The 19,458-nt window shown below is 64.4% G+C and carries 12 protein-coding genes; 10 read left to right on the forward strand and 2 right to left on the reverse strand.

Annotated features, from left to right (window positions below; all coding sequences use genetic code 11):
- Window positions 1-2: 2 nt before the first annotated feature.
- The gene (locus BLS51_RS25510) at window positions 3-1,952 is read right to left on the reverse strand and encodes a phosphatase PAP2 family protein (protein WP_090190436.1); all 1,950 of its coding nucleotides are present in this window, start codon (window positions 1,950-1,952) and stop codon (window positions 3-5) included.
- Window positions 1,953-2,163: 211 nt separating this feature from the next.
- On the opposite strand from BLS51_RS25510, the gene BLS51_RS25515 reads away from it, so the two are divergent.
- From BLS51_RS25515 to BLS51_RS25545, 7 genes are all read left to right on the forward strand, one after another.
- On the forward strand, window positions 2,164-2,634 hold the full coding sequence (locus tag BLS51_RS25515; RefSeq protein WP_090190434.1) for a (2Fe-2S)-binding protein: 471 nt from the start codon (window positions 2,164-2,166) through the stop codon (window positions 2,632-2,634).
- A gap of 2 nt (window positions 2,635-2,636) precedes the next feature.
- Window positions 2,637-4,787 carry a xanthine dehydrogenase family protein molybdopterin-binding subunit gene (locus BLS51_RS25520; protein ID WP_229207745.1) on the forward strand — a complete coding sequence of 717 codons (2,151 nt, stop codon included), beginning with the start codon at window positions 2,637-2,639 and terminating at the stop codon, window positions 4,785-4,787.
- 35 nt (window positions 4,788-4,822) lie between these two features.
- Window positions 4,823-5,167 carry a DUF2946 family protein gene (locus tag BLS51_RS25525; RefSeq protein WP_090190430.1) on the forward strand — a complete coding sequence of 115 codons (345 nt, stop codon included), beginning with the start codon at window positions 4,823-4,825 and terminating at the stop codon, window positions 5,165-5,167.
- Between the two features lie 68 nt (window positions 5,168-5,235).
- Complete coding sequence (locus BLS51_RS25530) at window positions 5,236-6,456, forward strand: TolC family protein (RefSeq protein ID WP_090190428.1); 1,221 nt, start codon at window positions 5,236-5,238, stop codon at window positions 6,454-6,456.
- A complete protein-coding gene (locus tag BLS51_RS25535; protein WP_090190425.1) occupies window positions 6,449-7,792 on the forward strand; it encodes an efflux RND transporter periplasmic adaptor subunit in 1,344 nt (447 codons plus the stop codon). The genes BLS51_RS25530 and BLS51_RS25535 overlap by 8 nt, the downstream gene beginning before the upstream one ends.
- Window positions 7,793-7,806: 14 nt before the next feature.
- Window positions 7,807-10,920, forward strand: a complete 3,114-nt coding sequence (locus BLS51_RS25540) for a CusA/CzcA family heavy metal efflux RND transporter (protein ID WP_090190423.1) — start codon at window positions 7,807-7,809, stop codon at window positions 10,918-10,920.
- Between the two features lie 46 nt (window positions 10,921-10,966).
- Window positions 10,967-13,576 carry a polysaccharide deacetylase family protein gene (locus tag BLS51_RS25545; protein WP_090190421.1) on the forward strand — a complete coding sequence of 870 codons (2,610 nt, stop codon included), beginning with the start codon at window positions 10,967-10,969 and terminating at the stop codon, window positions 13,574-13,576.
- Window positions 13,577-13,648: 72 nt separating this feature from the next.
- On the opposite strand, the gene BLS51_RS25550 is transcribed toward BLS51_RS25545, so the two are convergent.
- Window positions 13,649-14,233 (reverse strand): DJ-1/PfpI family protein, encoded by a 585-nt coding sequence (locus tag BLS51_RS25550; protein WP_090190419.1) that lies wholly within the window; start codon window positions 14,231-14,233, stop codon window positions 13,649-13,651.
- Window positions 14,234-14,313: 80 nt separating this feature from the next.
- Between BLS51_RS25550 and BLS51_RS25555 the strand changes: the two genes are divergently transcribed.
- The 3 genes from BLS51_RS25555 to BLS51_RS25565 all read left to right on the forward strand — a co-directional run.
- Complete coding sequence (locus BLS51_RS25555) at window positions 14,314-15,291, forward strand: GlxA family transcriptional regulator (RefSeq protein ID WP_090190416.1); 978 nt, start codon at window positions 14,314-14,316, stop codon at window positions 15,289-15,291.
- Between the two features lie 3 nt (window positions 15,292-15,294).
- Complete coding sequence (locus BLS51_RS25560; protein ID WP_090190414.1) at window positions 15,295-15,678, forward strand: hypothetical protein; 384 nt, start codon at window positions 15,295-15,297, stop codon at window positions 15,676-15,678.
- A 610-nt stretch (window positions 15,679-16,288) separates the two neighbouring features.
- A partial coding sequence (locus tag BLS51_RS25565) for a beta strand repeat-containing protein (RefSeq protein WP_373994427.1) occupies window positions 16,289-19,458 on the forward strand: 3,170 nt, incomplete at its 3' end.

Consider the following 19,458-nt stretch of genomic DNA (forward strand, 5'->3'; position numbering starts at 1 on the left):
ACTTAGCCCAAGGTCAGCGTCAGCGCGGTGGCGCCGTAGTTGGCGGTGACGTTGCTGAAACCATCCACCGTGATGGTGTTGAATTTGCCTTTCAGGCTGCCGGCGCTGATGACATTCAACACATCGCCCGCTTTCGGCTTGTAGCCGTTGGCGAACTTGATGCGCAGCGTGCCGCCGGCGATGGTGGCGGTGCCGCCCACCGTCAGCGTGCCCTGGCTGCCGGCAGCGGCGGCGCCGATGTCCAGTTCCAGCGTGGTGCTGCCGCTCAGCTGGGTGTACTTGCCGCTCAGCTTCAGTGCCGACGGCGCGTTGGCCACCAGCGTGCCGCCGCTGTTGTAGACATCACCGGCGCCGAAGGCGGCCACCGAATCGCCCTGCAGCGTGCCGGCGCTCAGCTCGGTGCCGCCGGTCCAGGTGTTGGCGCCAGCCAGCTTCAGCGTGCCCGATCCCTGCTTGACCAGTTTGCCCGCACCGCTGATGTCGTTGCGCCAGCGGTCGACCGCATTGAAGCCGCCCTTGCTGGCGTCCATGACGATGGTGACGTTGCCGCTGAACGCGGCGTAGCCGTCGGCTGCCGCAAACAGGTTCAGGCGCCCCCAGCCCTCAGCATCGTCCATCACCGGGTAGCCGGATGCCAGCGCGGTGGTTTTCAGCACCACGCGGCGTTGCGCGTCGCTCAGGTAGGGCTGGCGGGTTTCCAGCAGCACCTCGGCGCCCTTCGGCACGGCGACAGCGGCGTTGGTGGCGGCGATCTGCGCGAAGCCGTAGGTGCTGCGGCGAAGGTAGTTGGCCTTGTTGGTGGCGTAGTTGGCGAAGCGGTCGTTGGCCACGGTGCCCGATTGCGCGTACGTAGCGAAGGTGTCGGCGGTGGTGTTGGTGGCGGCCATCAGCGCGGTGTGCGCCTGTGCCACGGCGGCGGTTTTCTTGGCGGCGTTGGCTGGATCGGCCAGGTTGGCGGCGGCGCTGGCCTGGCCGAGCATGCGGCCGCTGACCACGTCCAGCGGCGAGTGCATGCCGGCCAGGACGCGCATCTCACCCAGCTCCAGGCCACGGCTCAGCATTTCCTGATAGCGCTCCGGCACCGCATAGGCCATGGCGACGGCGTCGCGCACCGCTTCGGCGGTGTGGCCGCTGGTGAAGCCGCCATCGGTGGCCGGGGTGGCGCTCTTGGCCGGGACCAGCGCCGGCAGCAGCTGCACATTGCTGCTCCAGCGGTATGGACGGGCGTATTTGTAGAAGCGCTTGGCCGGTTCGGTGGAGGCGTTGTTGCCGACCAGGTTGACCAGGTCGACCACGCTGCCGAAAGTGGCGTTGGCGCTGCCGGCCACGCCGGTGTTGTTGCCGCCATCGTTGTAGAGCTTGGAGGTGGCGTCCGCCGCGACGTCGGTGATGGTGGTGGTTTGCTGCGCGGCCGCGCGCCAGGCGGCAGTCAGCGGGCCCATGCCGTCGGTGATGCTGTAGCCCTTGCCACGGCGGTCGTCCAGGTAGGCTTGCACGGCCTGCTCGGCGCTGCGGTTGGTGGTGGCTTTGATGACGTAGTCGATATTCGCCTGGTGGACAGCGGCGTTGACTACGGTGCCGTCCGGGTTGCCGTCGTTGGGCACGCCGGTCCAGGCCGAGGCCACCACGGCCGGGAAGTTGTCGACCGCTGGCGCGGTGACACCAGCGTCGACGATTTCGGTCAGCGGTTTCCAGATGTTGAGCATGCCGCCCAGGATGCGCACGCCAGCGTTGGTGGCCAGCGTGGCGTAGCGGGCGTCGCCGCGCTGATTGGTAGCGACGGTGTCGACAAAGGCGGTAGCACTGGGCACGGCAACCACTTCGGCCGCGCCCTGGTCGGCTGGCGCTGCTGGAACGACCAATGGTTCGTCATGATCGGAACCACCACAGGCGCTCAGCGCGGCGGCGATGCTCAGGGCCAGGATCAGGGGGCGGGCAGGGAGGAGTTGCATGTCAGTATCCGAGGATTAGTTGGAAAAAGGCCACAGCGTAATGAGCGGATATGACAGGGTTGTTACGTGGCGGCGATGGGATCGCTTCCATATGAAAATATTGTGGATCGATGCAATTTACAACTGGCGGTTGTTTCAGTATCCCAAAAGGCTAGTGTTATCAAGCGTACATACCTCGTTATAGTGCAGTTTTGACACCGGGGAGACACTGATGATCAAGCTGACTATCAATGGCAAGCCGCGCACATTCGATGTGCCGGGCGACATGCCGCTGCTGTGGGTGCTGCGCGACGAGGCGCACATGACGGGCACCAAGTTCGGTTGCGGCATGGCGCTGTGCGGCGCCTGCACCGTGCATGTGGATGGCGAGGCCACGCGTTCCTGCGTGCTGCCGGTATCGGCGGTGGCGGGCAAGAAGATCACCACCATCGAGGGCATCGGCGCGACGCCGGCCGGCAAGGCGACCCAGGCCGCGTGGCTGAAGGTGGAGGTGGTGCAGTGTGGCTACTGTCAGTCCGGGCAGATCATGTCGGCCTGCGCACTGATCGCCAAGAACCGCCAGCCGACCGACGCCGATATCGACGACGCCATGGCCGGCAATATCTGCCGCTGTGGCACCTATAGCCGCATCCGCGAAGCGATCAAGGATGCCGCCGCATCGCCACTGCTGAAAGGAGCATGAGCATGAATACTCCTTACGCACCAGGCACGGTGTCGCGCCGCAGTTTCCTGAAAGTGGCCGCAGCAGCGGGCGGCAGCCTGATGGTCGGCTTCTGGCCGGTCGAGGGCGAGGCGGCTGCGGCCACTGCGGCCGATCTCAACGCCTTCATCGCCATCGGCGCCGATGACAGCATCGTGCTGACCATGCCGAAAGTGGAAATGGGCCAGGGTACTTACACGTCGATTCCGATGCTGATCGCCGAGGAGCTGGAGGTCGACCTGGACAAGATCCAGTTGCGCCACGCGCCGCCCAACGCCAAAGTGTATGGCGCGCCGTTCGGCGATCAGTTCACCGGCGGCTCGCTGACTATTCGCCTGATGTATGAACCGATGCGCCAGACCGGCGCCGCCGCGCGCATGGTGCTGGTGCAGGCTGCCGCCAACGAGTGGAAAGTACCGGCCGACAGCTGCCGCGCCGAACACGGCGAAGTGGTGCACGCGGCCAGCGGCCGCCGCGTCAAGTACGGCAAGCTGGTGGCAGCGGCCAGCCAGATCGCCGTGCCGGAAAAAATCGCGTTGAAAGATCCGAAGGATTTCAAGCTGGTCGGCAAACCAGCCAAGCGCCTGGACGCCAAGGGCAAGACCGACGGCAGCGCCATGTTCGGCATCGATGCGCAGGCCAAGGGCCTGAAGGTGGCGGTGGTGGCGGCCAGCCCGGTCATCGGCGGCAAGCTTAAATCCGTCAACGACGCCAAGGCGCGCAAGCTGCGCGGCGTGCGCCAGGTGGTCAAGCTGGATAATGCGGTGGCTGTGGTGGCGGATAACTATTGGTACGCCAAACAGGGCCTGGCCGCGCTGGACATCGTCTGGGACGAAGGCAAGTACGCCAGGCTGACCACCGACGATGTGCGCAACACCATGGTGGCGGCGCTGAAGAAGCCCGGCCACATCGCCCGCAACGATGGTGACGCCTCGAAGGCGCTGGCGGCCGACGGCAAGCGCGTGGAAGCGCTGTACATCAATCCGATGCTGGCGCATGCCACGATGGAGCCGATGAATTGCACCGTCCACGTGAAGGGTGACGGCACGGCGGAAATCTGGACCGGCTCGCAGGTGCCGGCGCGCGCCCGCGACGACGCGGCCAAGGTGCTGGGACTGGCGCCGGAAAAGGTCACGCTGCACAACCACTACATCGGCGGCGGCTTTGGCCGCAGGCTGTACACCGATTACGTGACGCAGGCGGCGGCGGTGGCCAAGCAGGTCAAGGGTCCGGTGAAGCTGGTGTGGAGCCGCGAGGAAGATATCCAGCATTGCCTGTTCCGCGGCCTGTATGCGCACTCGGTGTCGGCGTCGCTGGATGCGCAGGGCAAGCCGGTGGCGTTCTCGCACAAGATCGCCGGGCCATCCAACCTGGCGGCGTTCGCGCCCGGCTGGCTGAAGGACGGGCTGGATATCGACAACGTCGAAGGTTCGGACATCTTCTCGTACGACATCCCGAACATGCGCAGCGAGTACACGCAGGAAGACGGCCCGGTGCCGACAGCATTCTGGCGCGGCGTCGGTCCGACCCGCAACATGACGGTGCTGGAAAGCTTCATGGACGAACTGGCGCTGAAGGCCGGGCAGGACCCGCTGGCATATCGATTGTCGCTGTTGAGCAAGCAGCCACGCGCTGCCGAGGTGTTGAAGGTGGCGGCGCAAAAGGCCGGCTGGGGCGAGAAGCTGCCGGCGCGCTCGGGACGTGGCATCGCCTTGATGCGCGCCTGGGGCACCTATCTGGCGCAGGTGGTGGACGTGACGGTCAGCGATGACGGCGAAGTGGCGGTCAAGCGCGTGGTGTGCGCGGTGGATTGCGGCCAGGTGGTCAATCCGGATACCGTCGTGGCGCAGATCCAGAGCGGCATCAACTACGGACTGACGGCGGGGCTGTTTGGCGTCATCACGCTGAAGGATGGCCGCGTGGAGCAGAGCAACTTCCACGACTATCCGATCCTGCGCATGAGCCAGGCGCCGAAGATCGATGTGGTGCTGGTGCAGAGCAGCGAGGCGCCGGGCGGCATCGGCGAGCCGGGAACAGCCGGCGTCGGCGCGGCGCTGACCAACGCGGTGTTTGCTGCCACCGGCGTGAGGGTGCGCGAAATGCCGCTGCGCGCGGAGTTGTTGAAGAAGGTGTAAAAGCACGGTCGGCGGCAGGCTGCTACAATAGCCTGATGAAGAGGCTCTTGCTCATCCTGCTGCTGACGATACTACCGATCCAGTATTCCTGGTCGATGGCGGCCGTCTATTGCCAGCACGAGTCGAGCAAGGTCACGCACTTCGGCCACCATGGCCATGAGCACCAGGCGCAGGCCGGTGACGATGACACGGGCAGCGGCAAGCTGTCCAAGCATGGCGATTGCGAAGTATGCCATCACGCGGTGCAGGCTTCGGTGCCGGTTGCCGATGGCGTGCTGACGGCGGCGCCAACCGCCGCGTATGCGCCGCCGGGCGCATTGCATTATCACTCCTATATCGCCGACGGGCCGCCACGGCCCAACTGGTCCTTCGCCGCTTGACGCGGCGAGGCCTGATCTTTTCCCTTTCACGTCTCGTCGAATTCCTTTGCTGTTAATCGGAGAATTCGATGTACAAATTATTCTTGCCGCTATGGTTAGCGGCCTGGCCTGCGTGCGCGCTGGCCGTTGTTGAGCCGTCCGTACCATTGACGCTGCCCGCAGCGCTGGCGCTGGCGGATCGTTCCCATCCCGAGCTGGCGGCAGCGCGGCATGACTTGTTGGCGGAGGATGGCGTGGTGCAGCAGGCTGGCTTACTGCCCAATCCTTCGCTGTCGCTGGAGCGCGTCGATACGCGGCGCGATACGCGCGAGACCACGATTCAATTGAGTCAGCCGCTGGAGCTGGGCGGCAAGCGCGCGGCGCGCGTGCAGGCGGCGCAGCGCGGTCGTGAGGGTGTGGCGGCCCTGCTGGCGCAGCGTCGCGCCGAGGTGCGCGCGGAAACTGCGGCTGCGTGGTTTGCGGTGCTGGCGGCGCAGGAGCAGTTGCGGCTTGCGCAGCAGGCATCCGAGCTGGCGCTGCGGGCGGCCACGGCGACCGGGCGGCGCGTGGTGGCGGGCAAAGTGTCGCCGGTCGAGGAGACACGGGCGCAGGTGGCGGCTTCCACGGTGAAGCTGGAGTTAATCCGTGCGCATAGTTCGCTGGTGACGGCGCGTGCGAAGCTGGCGTCGTTGTGGGGCAATCCGTCGCCGCGCTTTGATGCGGTGGCGGGCGAGATTGCCGCTTTGCCGGAGCTCGCCCCGCTGGCGGAGCAGCGTGCCTTGCTGGCGCAGGCGCCGGCCATGCAGGTGGCGCGCGCGGAGCTGGAGCATCGGCAAGCGCTGGCGAAGGTGGAGTTGTCACGCCGGACGCCGGATGTAGCGCTGAATATCGGCAGCAAGCGCTCGGAGGAGCTGGGACGCACGCAGGCAGTGTTTGGCGTTTCGGTGCCGCTGCCGCTGTTTGACCGCAACCAGGGCGCTGTGCTGGCGACGGCACGGCAGGTCGACAAGGCGCGCGATGGGCTGACGGCGGCGGCATCGCGTCTGGAGGCGGATCTGGTGGCCGCGCGCGAAGAGTATGCGTCGGCGCGGGCGCAGGCGATGGCGTTGCAAAGCGAGATTCTGCCGGGCGCGCAAAGCGCCTACGAGGCGGCCAGCACCGGCTTCGAATACGGCAAGTTCGGCTTCCTGGATGTGCTGGATGCGCAGCGGACCTTGTTGCAGGCACAGTCGCACTACCTCACAACGCTGGCCGATGCGCACCGCGCGCAGGCCGCCATCTCCCGCATACTCGGAGCAGAACATGAATAAGCAGCAGAAAATCACCATCGCCGTCATGGCGATCATCGCGCTGCTGCTGGCAGCATTGATCCTCAAGCCGCGCAGCGACGGCCATAGCGAGGACGGCCACACGCACGGCGACGGCACCGGCCACACCGCCGATGCCAGCACCGGGCAAGCCGCCGAGTCCAGAGCCGCCCGCGCCGCCGAGAGCAGCGCCGGACAGGCCGCTGGCAGCAAAGCCCCCGGAGCGGCCGGCGAGGGCGGTAGCGCGAACGTGGCCGATGCCGGCGTTGGACATCCTGGTTCGGGAAGCAGCGCACGTGCAGCGGTGCTGGAAGCCATCGTGTTGAGCGAGGCGCAGGTCAAAGCTGCCGGCATTACGCTGGCGAAGGCTGGGCCGGCGGACATCAGCACCATTCTTACGCTGCCGGGCGAAATCCGCTTTAATGAGGACCGCACCGCCCACGTCGTGCCCAAGCTGGCCGGCGTGGTGGTGGCTGTACACGCGGAGCTGGGCGAAACCGTCAAGCGTGGGCAACTGTTGGCGGTGCTGGCCAGCAGCGCGCTGTCCGAACAGCGTAGCGAACTGCTGTCGGCGCAGAGAAGGCTGGCGCTAGCCAGCACCACGCTGGAGCGCGAACGCAAACTGTGGCAAGACAAAATCTCTGCCGAACAGGATTACCTGCAAGCGAAACAGACGATGAACGAAGCCGAAATCGCCGTGCAAAACGCCCGGCAGAAACTCAGCGTACTAGGTACCGGCGCCGCAGCCGGCACGCAACTGAACCAGCTGGAACTGCGCGCGCCGTTCGACGGCGTGGTGATGGAAAAGCACCTGGCGCTTGGCGAAGCAATCAAGGAAGACGCCAACGTCTTCACCATTTCCGACCTGTCCACCGTGCTGGCCGACTTCGCCGTGCCGCCGCAAGACCTGAACCGCGTGCGCGTCGGCGAAACCGTGATCGTGCGCGCCTCGGCATTTGCAGCGCAGACCAGGGGCAAGATTACTTATGTCGGCTCGCTGCTGGGGGAACAGACCCGCACCGCCAACGCCCGCGTGGCATTGGCGAATCCCGAGCGCGCCTGGCGTCCCGGCCTGTTCGTCAACGTCGACGTGCAATCGGGTCTGAGCGCCGCCGCTGTTACCGTGGCAGCCGACGCGGTGCAAACGGTCGACGGCCAGTCCGCCGTGTTCGTGCGCAACGCCACGGGCTTCGCTGTGCAGCCAGTCACGCTGGGCCGCAGCGATGGCAAGCTGACCGAAATCCTGCAAGGCCTGCCGGCCGGCGCCACCTACGCCGCCGCCAACAGCTTCGTGCTGAAGGCAGAGCTGGGCAAGGGTAGTGCCGAGCATGCGCATTGATACGGGAGACAGCCATGTTTGAACGTATCATCCGCTATGCCATCAACCAGCGCTGGCTGGTCCTGCTGATGGTCGCCGCGATGGCGGCCCTGGGCATCTACAGCTACAACAAGCTGCCGATCGACGCCGTGCCGGACATCACCAACGTGCAGGTGCAGATCAACACATCGGCGCCCGGCTATTCGCCGCTGGAGACCGAACAGCGCGTCACCTATCCGTTGGAGACCGTGCTGGCCGGCCTGCCGAAGCTGGAGCAAACGCGCTCGTTGTCACGTTACGGCCTGTCGCAGATCACGGTGGTGTTCAAGGACGGCACCGACATCTACTTTGCGCGACAGATGGTCAGCGAGCGTCTGCAAGAGGCGCGCAACCAGTTGCCGGCGGGCGTGACGCCGTCCATGGGGCCAATCTCCACCGGCCTTGGCGAAATCTACCTGTGGACCGTGGAAGCCAGGCCGGATGCCAAAAAAGCCGACGGCACGCCCTACACGCCGACCGACTTGCGAGAGATCCAGGACTGGATCGTCAAGCCGCAGCTGCGCAATGTACCTGGCGTCACAGAGATCAACTCCATCGGCGGCTACGCCAAGGAGTATCAGGTGGCGCCGCAACCGCAACGCCTGGCCTCCTATGGCCTGACGCTGCAAGACGTGGTGACGGCGCTGGACCGCAACAACGGCAACGCCGGCGCCGGATACATCGAAAAGCGCGGCGAGCAGCTGCTGGTGCGTGCGCCGGGACAGGTGCGCTCGCTGGAAGATATCCGCAACGTCGTACTGCGTACCGCCGACGGCGTGCCGGTACGCGTGCGCGACGTCGCCGATGTCGATATCGGCCGCGAGCTGCGCACCGGCGCCGCCACCGAGAATGGCCGTGAAGTGGTGCTGGGCACCGTCTTCATGCTGATCGGGCAGAACAGCCGCGCCGTGTCGCAGGCGGTGGACAAGCAGATGGCCGTCATCAACCGCAGCCTGCCGCCAGGCGTGGTGGCGATCACGGTGTATGACCGCACGGTGCTGGTGGACAAGGCGATTAGCACGGTCAAGAAAAATCTGCTGGAAGGTGCGGTGCTGGTGATTGCGGTGCTGTTCATCTTCCTCGGCAACCTGCGCGCGGCGCTGATTACCGCGATGGTGATACCGCTGTCGATGCTGTTCACCTTCAGCGGCATGGTGGCATACAAGGTCAGCGCCAATCTGCTGTCGTTGGGCGCACTGGACTTCGGCATCATCGTCGATGGTGCGGTGGTCATCGTCGAAAGCTGCGTGCGTCGCCTGGCGCACGCACAGGCGACGCTGGGCCGGCCACTGACACGCGCTGAAAAATTCGAGGAAGTATTCGCTGCCGCGAAAGAGTCGCGCAGGCCGCTGCTGTTTGGTCAACTCATCATCATGGTGGTCTACCTGCCGATCTTCGCGCTGACTGGTGTGGAAGGCCGCATGTTCCATCCGATGGCGCTAACGGTGGTGATGGCGCTGGCCGGTGCGATGATATTGTCGATCACCTTCATTCCCGCCGCTGTGGCGCTATTCATCGGCGACAACGTGGTAGAGAAGGAGACGCACCGCATCAATGGCTGGTATGGCGCGCTGCTGGAACGCGCGCTGGCCAATACGCCGGTGGTGCTGAGCTTTGCCGGCATCACGGTGGCGCTGTCGCTGCTGCTGGCGACGCGTATGGGCAGCGAGTTCGTACCATCGCTGAACGAGGGCGACATCGCCATGCAAGCCTTGCGCATTCCCGGAACCAGCCTGACGCAATCGGTGGAAATGCAGAAGCAGATCGAACTGACGCTGATGCGCAAGTTCCCCGAGATCGAACGCGTGTTCGCGCGCACCGGCACGGCGGAAATCGCCTCCGATCCGATGCCGCCGAATATCTCGGACGGCTACATCATGCTCAAGCCGGAGTCGCAATGGCCCAAGCCGAAGAAGACGCGCGCGCAACTGCTGGCGGGGATACAGCAAACGGTGGAACAACTGCCCGGCAACGCCTACGAGTTCTCGCAGCCGATCCAGCTGCGCTTCAATGAGCTGATATCGGGCGTGCGCAGCGACGTCGCCGTCAAGCTGTTTGGCGATGATGACGCGGTGCTCAACGCCACCGCCGCGCGCATCGCCGCCATGCTGGCCAAGGTGGATGGCGCCCAGGAAGTGAAAGTCGAGCAGACCAGCGGCCTGCCGGTGCTGACCGTCGATATCGACCGCGCCAAAACCGCACGCTATGGCCTCAACGTCATCGACGTGCAGGAGGTGGTGGCGACGGCGGTGGGCGGCAAGGAAGCGGGAACCATGTTCGAGGGCGACCGCCGCTTCGACATCGTGGTGCGGCTGCCGGAAGCGCTGCGCGGCGACCTGGAAGCGATGCGGCGCTTGCCGCTGCCCTTGCCGTTCCCGGCCGGCAGCAATAGCGCCGCTACGCATTTCATCCCGCTGGGCGAAGTGGCGACCTTCAATGTGGCGCCGGGACCGAACCAGATCAGCCGCGAGAACGGCAAGCGGCGCGTGGTCATCAGCGCCAATGTGCGCGGGCGCGATATTGGTTCGTTTGTCGACGAGGCGGAACGGCGGCTGCAAGAGGTGAACATCCCGGCCGGCTACTGGACTGCGTGGGGCGGCCAGTTCGAGCAGCTGCAATCGGCCACGCAGCGCTTGCAGATCGTGGTGCCGGCGGCACTGGCGCTGGTGATGCTGCTGCTGTTTGCCATGTTCGGCAATTTGAAGGACGGACTGCTGGTGTTCAGCGGCATTCCGTTCGCGCTGACCGGCGGGCTGGCTGCTCTGGCGATGCGCGGCATACCGCTGTCGATATCGGCGGCGGTGGGCTTTATCGCGCTGTCCGGCGTCGCCGTGCTGAATGGGCTGGTGCTGATTACCGCCATCCGCAAGCTGCGCGAGGAAGGGCGTAGCGTCGAGCAGGCGATACGCGAAGGCGCCTTGTCGCGCCTGCGGCCGGTGCTGATGACGGCACTGGTGGCGTCGCTGGGCTTCATCCCGATGGCCATCGCCACCGGCACCGGCGCCGAGGTACAGCGTCCGCTGGCCACGGTGGTCATCGGCGGCATCCTGTCGTCCACCGCGCTGACGCTGCTGGTGCTGCCTTTGCTCTATCGTCTGACCCGGCGTTAGCAAATCTGTCATAAAATGCGGGTTTCGTTGCCTCAAAGAATTGCTGATGAAATCCAAGTTGATGATTGCGGCCGTGGTGGCCGCGCTGGCCGCCGGCGGCGCTTATGTAGCGCTGCGCGGTAAGCCAGAGTCCGCGCCGGTGGCGACCAACACCGCCGCCGTGCCGGCCTTGCTGCCTGAGTTGCAGGCGCTGCTGGCCAACTACCGCAAGATCATCGTGCTGCTGGCCGATGAGAAGACGCTGAACGACAGCGAGCGCAAGGCCGCCAACCAGGTCGGCCAGTCGCTGTTCCATGAGAACCTGGAGCGGCTGGCGCATCTGCAGCCGCTGCTGGTGCAGGCGCAGGCGCTGCCACCGGCCCAGCGCGACGCGGCCGATGATGCGCTGCTGTCGTATATCGAATCGGCGCCGGATTTGTACGACGCTGACCGCCTGGCTTTCCGCGAAGTGTTGCTGGCGCTGCAAAAGCTGGCGGCTGCGGACCAGACGCTGCCCGCCATCAAGCTGCACAAGCGCGTCAGCGAAGACCTGGCGGCGCTGGAGGACATCGAGAAGCAGTACGACAAGGAGATCAGCGACATCTTCTCGCGCTTTGAAGCGCGCGCCATCACGCCCAAGCGCGAAAAATGGGAAGACTACGTCGCCCATCTGCGCAAGCTGTATAGCCGCGAGCAGATCATGAAAGATTACGGCGTCATCCTGCCGTATCCGGAGCCGCCGGCCGCCGCCGCGCCGGCCAAAGAAATCTTCGGCAACGCGCTGCCGCCGAAAACCGTGGTGCTGACCTTCGATGACGGTCCGCATGGCAGCTATACCGAAGAAATCGCCGCCATCCTCAAGCAATACAATGTGCCGGGCGTGTTCTTTGAGGTCGGCCAGAACGTCAGCCGCTACAAGGGCGAGAGCAAGCGCCTGATCGATGCCGGCCACACGGTCGGCAACCACAGCTACAGCCACGCGCTGCTGTCGAAGCAGACTGGCGACAAGCTGTATGGCGAAATCGCCAACGCCGACAACGCGCTGAAGGCGGCCGACGAGCGCCGCTCGCCGCTGTTCCGCTTCCCGTACGGCGCGCGCAATGCCGAGGGCATGGCAGTGCTGTCCAGGCTGGGCTTGCGTTCGGTGATGTGGAATGTGGACTCGATGGACTGGGCCGATCCGGTGCCAAGCTCGATCGCCAACCGCGTGCTGACCACGCTGAATAAAGAGCAGCGCGGCATCATCCTGTTCCACGACATCCACGACCGCAGCGTCAAGGCGCTGCCGATGGTGCTGGACAAGCTGATCGCCGATGGCTACAGCTTCGCCGGCTGGGATGGCCAGGATTTCAAGGTTGCCAAGGGCGCGCCGCAGCCGGAGCCGGAAAAGATCGCTGTCAGCACCGGCTACGCCAACAGCTACGCGGTGGTGATCGGCATCAACGATTACCAGAAGTGGCCGAAGCTGCAATACGCGGTGCAGGACGCCAAGGCGATCCGCGAAACGCTGGTCGGCAAGTTCGGCTTCGATAACGAGCGCGTGTTCACGCTGACCAATGGCGAGGCGACCCGTAACAACATCCTGGCGGTGTTCCACGACAAGCTGGCCGAGGCCAGGCTGAAGAAGGATGACCGCATCTTTGTGTTCTTTGCCGGGCATGGCGCCACGCGCCAGCTGTCGTCCGGTCGCAACCTGGGCTACATCATTCCGGCGGACTCCGATCCGCAGCAGGTCAGTGTCGACGCCATCCCGATGACCGATTTGCAAAACATTGCCGAAAGCCTCAACGCCAAGCACGTGTTCTTCGTCATGGACGCTTGCTACAGCGGCCTGGGCCTGACGCGCGGCGGCGGCAGCAATGCCTTCCTGCGTGATAACGCGCGCCGCATCGGCCGGCAGATGCTGACCGCCGGCGGCGCCGACCAGATGGTGGCTGATGGCGGGCCGGGTGGGCACTCGGTGTTCACCTGGACCTTGCTGCAAGCGCTGAACGGCAAGGCCGACCTCAATGGCGACGGCCTGATTACCGCCACCGAGCTGGCTGCGTATGTGGCGCCGGCGGTGTCCAGTGTTTCGCAGCAGACGCCGGCATTCGGCAGCCTGCCGGGATCGGAGGGCGGCGAGTTCGTATTCCAGTTGCCGGTGGAGGCGGAGTTCCTCAGCGCGCAGTCGGCGCAGTTGCCGGCCGACGCTATCGCCCTCAACAGCAAGCTCGACAGCGGCCGCAGCCAGCAAGCCGAAGGCAACGCCGTGGTCATCAAAAACCTGCAGGGCGGCGAACAAAAGATCGCCGCGCCGAAGCCGGTCGACGCCTCGGCGCGCCAGCTGGCGCAGCGCGCCAACGACAAGGGCTTGCAGCTCTACAAAGAGAAGCAATACGCGCAGGCCGAAGCGGCGTTCACCGAAGCGTTGAAGTACCGTCCCGATTTCGGGCTGGCGGCCAACAATCTTGGCTTCGTCTACTACAAGCAGGAAAAGTACGCCGAAGCGGCACGCTGGTTTGAGAATACCGTGCAGATCGACGCCTCGCGCGCGATCGCCTACCTGAACCTGGGCGACGCCCGCATGAAGCTGGCCGACGCCGACAAGGCGCGCAAAGCCTACGCCAGCTTTATCGAGCTGGCCCCCAACCACCCCAGCGCCGCCTATGCCCGCGAGCAGCTGAAAAAGCTCTAACCCCAAACCGGGGTCAGTTCTGCCAAATGTACATGAGCTCGTGTACGTTTGGCAGCACTGACCCCGGAGTCGCTAGTTGCGCCAGTCGTAGTCCATCTGGCGGGCGGTGCGTTCGGCGAGGGGGCGGCTGGCCAGACGTGCGACCAGGTGCAAGGACATGTCGATGCCGGCCGAGATGCCGGCTGATGTGACAATCCTGCCATTGTCGATCCAGCGGCGGTCGGGCCGCACCTGGACTTGCGGCCAACCGGCGCGTAGCGCTTCCAGGTCTTCCCAGTGCGTGGTCGCTTCCAGCCCGTCCAGCAGGCCGGCCTCGGCCAGCAGCAGGGCGCCGGTGCAGACCGAGGCGACCAGTTCACACTCGCGCGCCATGTTGGCCATCCAGTCCATCACCTCAGGGCGCGCCAGTTCGGCCGTCACCACGCCGCCCGGCACAATCAGCACGTCGACCGGGCCGATGTCGGCAAACGATGCTTCCGGGTGGACTTCCAGTCCGGCGCGGGCGCGCACCGGTGCGCGCGTGGCGGCGATCGTGCGAACCGCGAATGGCGCAACGCCACCCGCCACCCGCGACGCACATGTGAAAACTTCATACGGCCCGGCGAAGTCCAGCACTTCAACATTGTCGAATACATAAATACCTACGATGCGCGTCATGTCAGCCTCCTTGAATGATGACGTTATCGTGCCACGCCGCCGGTTGACACAAACGACATGCATCGTTGAATATCTGCCATATGCAAGCCATCGATCTCTGGCTGTTGGTCTTCCCCGGCTTCGTGCTGCTGGACGCCACCGGCCCCGCCCAGGTGTTTTCGACCGCCAATGACGAGGCGCGCGATGCAGGCCTGCCCGAGCCTTATCGGATCAACATGATTTCTCCTGACGGCGGCCTGGTCAGCTCGACGGCCGGCGTGGCGTTGCAAACCCTGCCGCTGCCCGATCCCCTCACCTTGGCCGTCGCCACCCTGATCGTCGCTGGCGGCCGTGGCCTGGAAAATGGCGCCAGCCCGGCGCTGGCGCCTGCCTTGGTCGACTGGGTTGGCCAGGCCGCCACCGGGACGGCGCGCTGCTGCGCGGTGTGCACCGGCGCTTTCGTGCTGGCGCGCGCCGGCCTGCTGGACGGCCGCCGCGCCGTCACCCACTGGCAGGACGCCGCCGCCCTGCAAGCCCAGTACCCAGCCATCAGCGTCCAGGAAGACGCTATATATATACGCGATGGCGCGGTCTATACCTCGGCCGGTATTGCCGCCGGCATCGACCTGGCCCTGGCGCTGGTGGAGGCCGACTTGGGCCGCACCATCGGGCTGGCGGTCGCCAAGCGGCTGGTGGTGTTCCACAAGCGTCCCGGCGGCCAGCGCCAGTTCAGCTCGGAATTGCTGGCACAAGCCGATCCGCAGGGCTTGCATGGCCAGCTGTGTGCCTGGCTGCGTCCACGCCTGCAACAGCAGCTCGATGTCGAGCAGATGGCGGCTGCGCTGGCCATGTCGGTGCGCACGCTACACCGCCGGCTGCAGCAGGAAGCAGGCCTTTCGCCGGCACAGTTGTTATTAAGGCTACGCATGGAAACGGCTTGCGCGCTGCTGGAGCGGCCCGGCATGACAGTCAAGCGCGCCGCCCACCAGAGCGGCTTCGGCAGCGAGTACAATCTGCGGCGCGCGTTTGCCGCGCAGCTGGGCGTGGCGCCCAGCGATTACCTCGCGCGCTTTGGATAAATCATGATGCAGTCAGTGGATACATGGGCCGCCAGGGTCCTGTTATTAAATAGCGGTCTGGCGCTGGCGGTCGCGCTCGGGCTGCTGGGCGAACGGCTGGCCGAAGGCGAGGCCAGCCGTGTGTTTGGCGCCGCGATGCTGGGCTTCATCGCCGCCGTGCTGTGCCTGCGCCGCCATCCGGCCGGCCTGTGGGGCGCGGCCCTGTATTACGCGCTGCAACTGGTCAGCTACACGCCGCTGGACGGCGGGCCGGGATGGAGCGTCAAGGCTGGCGTCAGCGTCGGCCTGGTGTTGCAATTCTCTCAATCCATCATCGTCGTCAACATGGTCGCCCTGGCGTTGCTGGCGCTGACCACCGCGCTGCTGGCGTGGCGCCGCCGCCGCTGAAACTCCGCCGCGTCATCAGGCTGTCACACGGGCGATGCAAAGTGTCAGTGCATCAGCAAAAATTTCTTTTTCGCAATCTGAATCTGGTGACACGTTCCATGCCTGCAAGCATGTCTTAAAAGCAGGTTGCAAGCATGAGACAGCGTTGCAAATAAGTTCTTTTCGGAAATTACCTGAGATATACTGGACGGCCATGCTGCGGATTTTTGTTGCCAAATAGCATGGATTCATTGCAGAAATATTAAATAAATTCAGGCACTTAGACCACTTTTTGGCGCGCAAAAAATCACCATTCCACGATTAAAGTTTACTTAGTGGAAGATTTGTTTTGGTCGCCTTGTAATGAAACAGGTCCCCATTTTCAGCCTCGGCGGCGAGATGGCGGATGCATTAAAAGCAACTTTATTTAGTTGAGAACAAGCAAGAAAGCTTCTTCCGGTTTACTAAAGTCGCTCAGTTTGTTGACGATAAGCATGTAAGCAGCAGGGTTTTAATTAAAACGGCAATCCAGCCATAGAAAAATACTCGGAGACGACGGATACAGGGCCGTCGTCTCCGCGTATTTCGTACAGAACATCGATAGCAGCGTCCCATTTCAGGAGAAATACAAATGAGCATCCCAGCAAACTTCACGACTGACCAGATCGCTGCGCTAACGACGCAGCAGATTGCTGTGCTCAATTCTGCGGACTTCGCAACGCTATCGTCGGATCAGGTCGGCGCGCTGACCACGCTGCAGGCGTCGGTCCTGACCTCGTCTCAAGTGGTCGGTTTCAGCACTGCCAATCTGCCTTCGTTCGGTACTGAAGATGTCGCCGCGCTGAGCGTCACCGCGATCGTCGGTCTGAGCACCGCCCAGATCAAAGCACTGGCGACCGACCAGATCGTCGCGCTGACCTCCAGCCAGGCTGGCGCGCTGAATACGCAGCAAGTTGCCGCGATGACCACCAATGCCATCGCCGCCCTGGATACCGCTGACTTTGCCGCCCTGAAAACCGCTGCTATCGCTGCCCTGAACAGCAGCCAGATCAAAGCCCTGTCCACCGACCAGGTTGTCGCGCTGACCACCGCCTCGGCCAACGCGCTGACCACCGCGCAAGTCAATGCCTTCACTACCGACCAGATCGTTGCGCTGGAAACCTCTGACCTGAACGCGCTGAAAACCTCGTCGATCGCTGGCCTGAACAGCACCCAGGTCGCTGCGCTGACCTCCGGCCAGATCAATGGCCTGAGCACCGCCAGCCTGGTTGCGCTGAGCACCGCCAACATTGCCAACGGCCTGAGCACCGACCAGGTTGTCGCGCTGACCTCGACCCAGGTTGCTGCGCTGACCACCGCGCAAGTGGGCGCGCTGTCGAGCAACAACATCGGCGCCATCGAAACCCGCGACATCGTCGGCATCAGCACCGCTGGCATCGCTGCCCTGAAATCGGCCCAACTGGCCGCGCTGACCTCCGATCAAGTGGCCGCGCTGACCACCAACCAGATTGTTGCGCTGACCACCGCTGCTGTGTCGGGCCTGAGCACCGATGCGATCGTTGCGCTGACCACCAGCCAGGCTGCCGCGTTGACCACCCAGCAAGTTGCTGCGCTGTCGACCAACGCCATCGTGGCGCTGCAAACCCAGGACTTTGCTGCCCTGAAAACGGCAGCCATCGCTGGCCTGTCGACCAACCAGATCAAAGCCCTGACCACTGACCTGGTGGTGGCACTGACCACCGCTGAAGCGAATGCCCTGAGCAGCGCGCAAGTTGCCGCCCTGAGCACCGACTCTGTCGCTGCGCTGGAAACCGCTGACATTGCTTCGATCAAAACCTCGTCGTTCGCAGCCCTGAACTCGGCACAAGTTGCTGCGCTGACCACCGAGCAGGTCAACACCCTGGCCACCGCACAACTGGCTGCCCTGAGCACCAGCGCCATCGCCAACGGCCTGACCACCGACCAGGTGGTTGCCCTGACCTCGTCGCAACTGGCCGCACTGAGCACCGCACAAATCGGTGCGATTTCGAGCAACGGCATCGGCGCGATCGAAACCCGCGACATCGCCGGCATCAGCACCGCCGGCATCGCTGCCCTGAAATCGGCCCAGCTGGCTGCGCTGACCTCGGATCAAGTCTCCGCACTGTCGACCAACCAGATCGTCGCCCTGACCACCGCAGCAGTCTCCGGCCTGAGCACCGACTCGGTGGTGGCACTGACCACCAACCAGGCTGCCGCGCTGACCACCCAGCAAGTTGCTGCGCTGTCGACCAACGCGATTGCCGCGCTGCAAACCGAAGACTTCGCCGCACTGAAAACCGCTGCGATTGCTGGTCTGTCGACCAACCAGATCAAAGCCCTGACTACCGACCTGGTGGTGGCCCTGACCACCGCTGAAGCGAACGCCCTGAGCAGCGCGCAAGTTGCCGCCCTGAGCACCGATGCAGTCGCCGCCTTGCAAACCGCCGACATCGCTTCGATCAAAACCTCGTCGTTTGCTGCCCTGAACTCGGCACAAGTTGCTGCGCTGACCACCGAGCAGGTCAACACCCTGGCTACCGCACAACTGGCTGTCCTGAGCACCAACGCCATCGCCAACGGCCTGACCACCGACCAGGTGGTTGCCCTGACCTCGTCGCAACTGGCCGCACTGAGCACCGCACAAATCGGTGCGATTTCGAGCAACGGCATCGGCGCGATCGAAACCCGCGACATCGCCGGCATCAGCACCGCCGGCATCGCTGCCCTGAAATCGGCCCAGCTGGCTGCGCTGACCTCGGATCAAGTCTCCGCACTGTCGACCAACCAGATCGTCGCCCTGACCACCGCAGCAGTCTCCGGCCTGAGCACCGACTCGGTGGTGGCACTGACCACCAGCCAGGCTGCCGCGCTGACCACCCAGCAAGTTGCCGCGCTGTCGACCAACGCGATTGCCGCGCTGCAAACCGAAGACTTTGCCGCACTGAAAACTGCTGCAGTCGCCGGCCTGTCGACCAACCAGATCAAAGCCCTGACCACCGACCTGGTGGTGGCCCTGACCACCGCTGAAGCGAACGCCCTGAGCAGCGCCCAAGTTGCTGCCCTGAGCACTGACGCAGTCGCCGCCCTGCAAACCGCCGACATCGCCGCCATCAAAACTTCTTCGTTCGCGGCGCTGAACTCGGCGCAAGTCGCTGCGCTGACCACCGAACAGGTCAACGGCCTGGCTACCGCACAACTGAGTGTGCTGAGCACCAACGCGATCGCCAACGGCCTGACCACTGATCAAGTGGTTGCCCTGACGTCGTCGCAACTGGCGGCACTGAGCACCGCGCAAATCGGCGCGATTTCGAGCAACGGCATCGGCGCGATCGAAACCCGCGATATCGGCGGTATCAGCACTGCTGGCATCGCTGCACTGAAATCGTCGCAACTGGCCGCACTGACGTCGGATCAAGTGGCCGCGCTGTCGACCACCCAGATCATTGCGCTGACCACCGCTGCAGTCGCCGGCCTGAGCACCGACGCGATCGTCGCCCTGACCACCAGCCAGGCTGCCGCGCTGACCACCCAGCAAGTTGTTGCGCTGAGCACCAATGCCATCGCTGCGCTGCAAACCCAAGACTTCGCTGCCCTGAAAACGGCTGCTGTCGCCGGCTTGTCGACCAACCAGATCAAAGCGCTGACCACCGATCTGGTGGTGGCACTGACCACCGCTGAAGCGAACGCCCTGAGCAGCGCGCAAGTTGCTGCCCTGAGCACCGACGCAGTTGCTGCGCTGGAAACCGCTGACATCGCCGCCATCAAGACCGCAGCATTCGC

The organism is Duganella sp. OV510, assembly GCF_900100205.1.
In the GTDB taxonomy this organism is placed as follows: domain Bacteria; phylum Pseudomonadota; class Gammaproteobacteria; order Burkholderiales; family Burkholderiaceae_D; genus Rugamonas.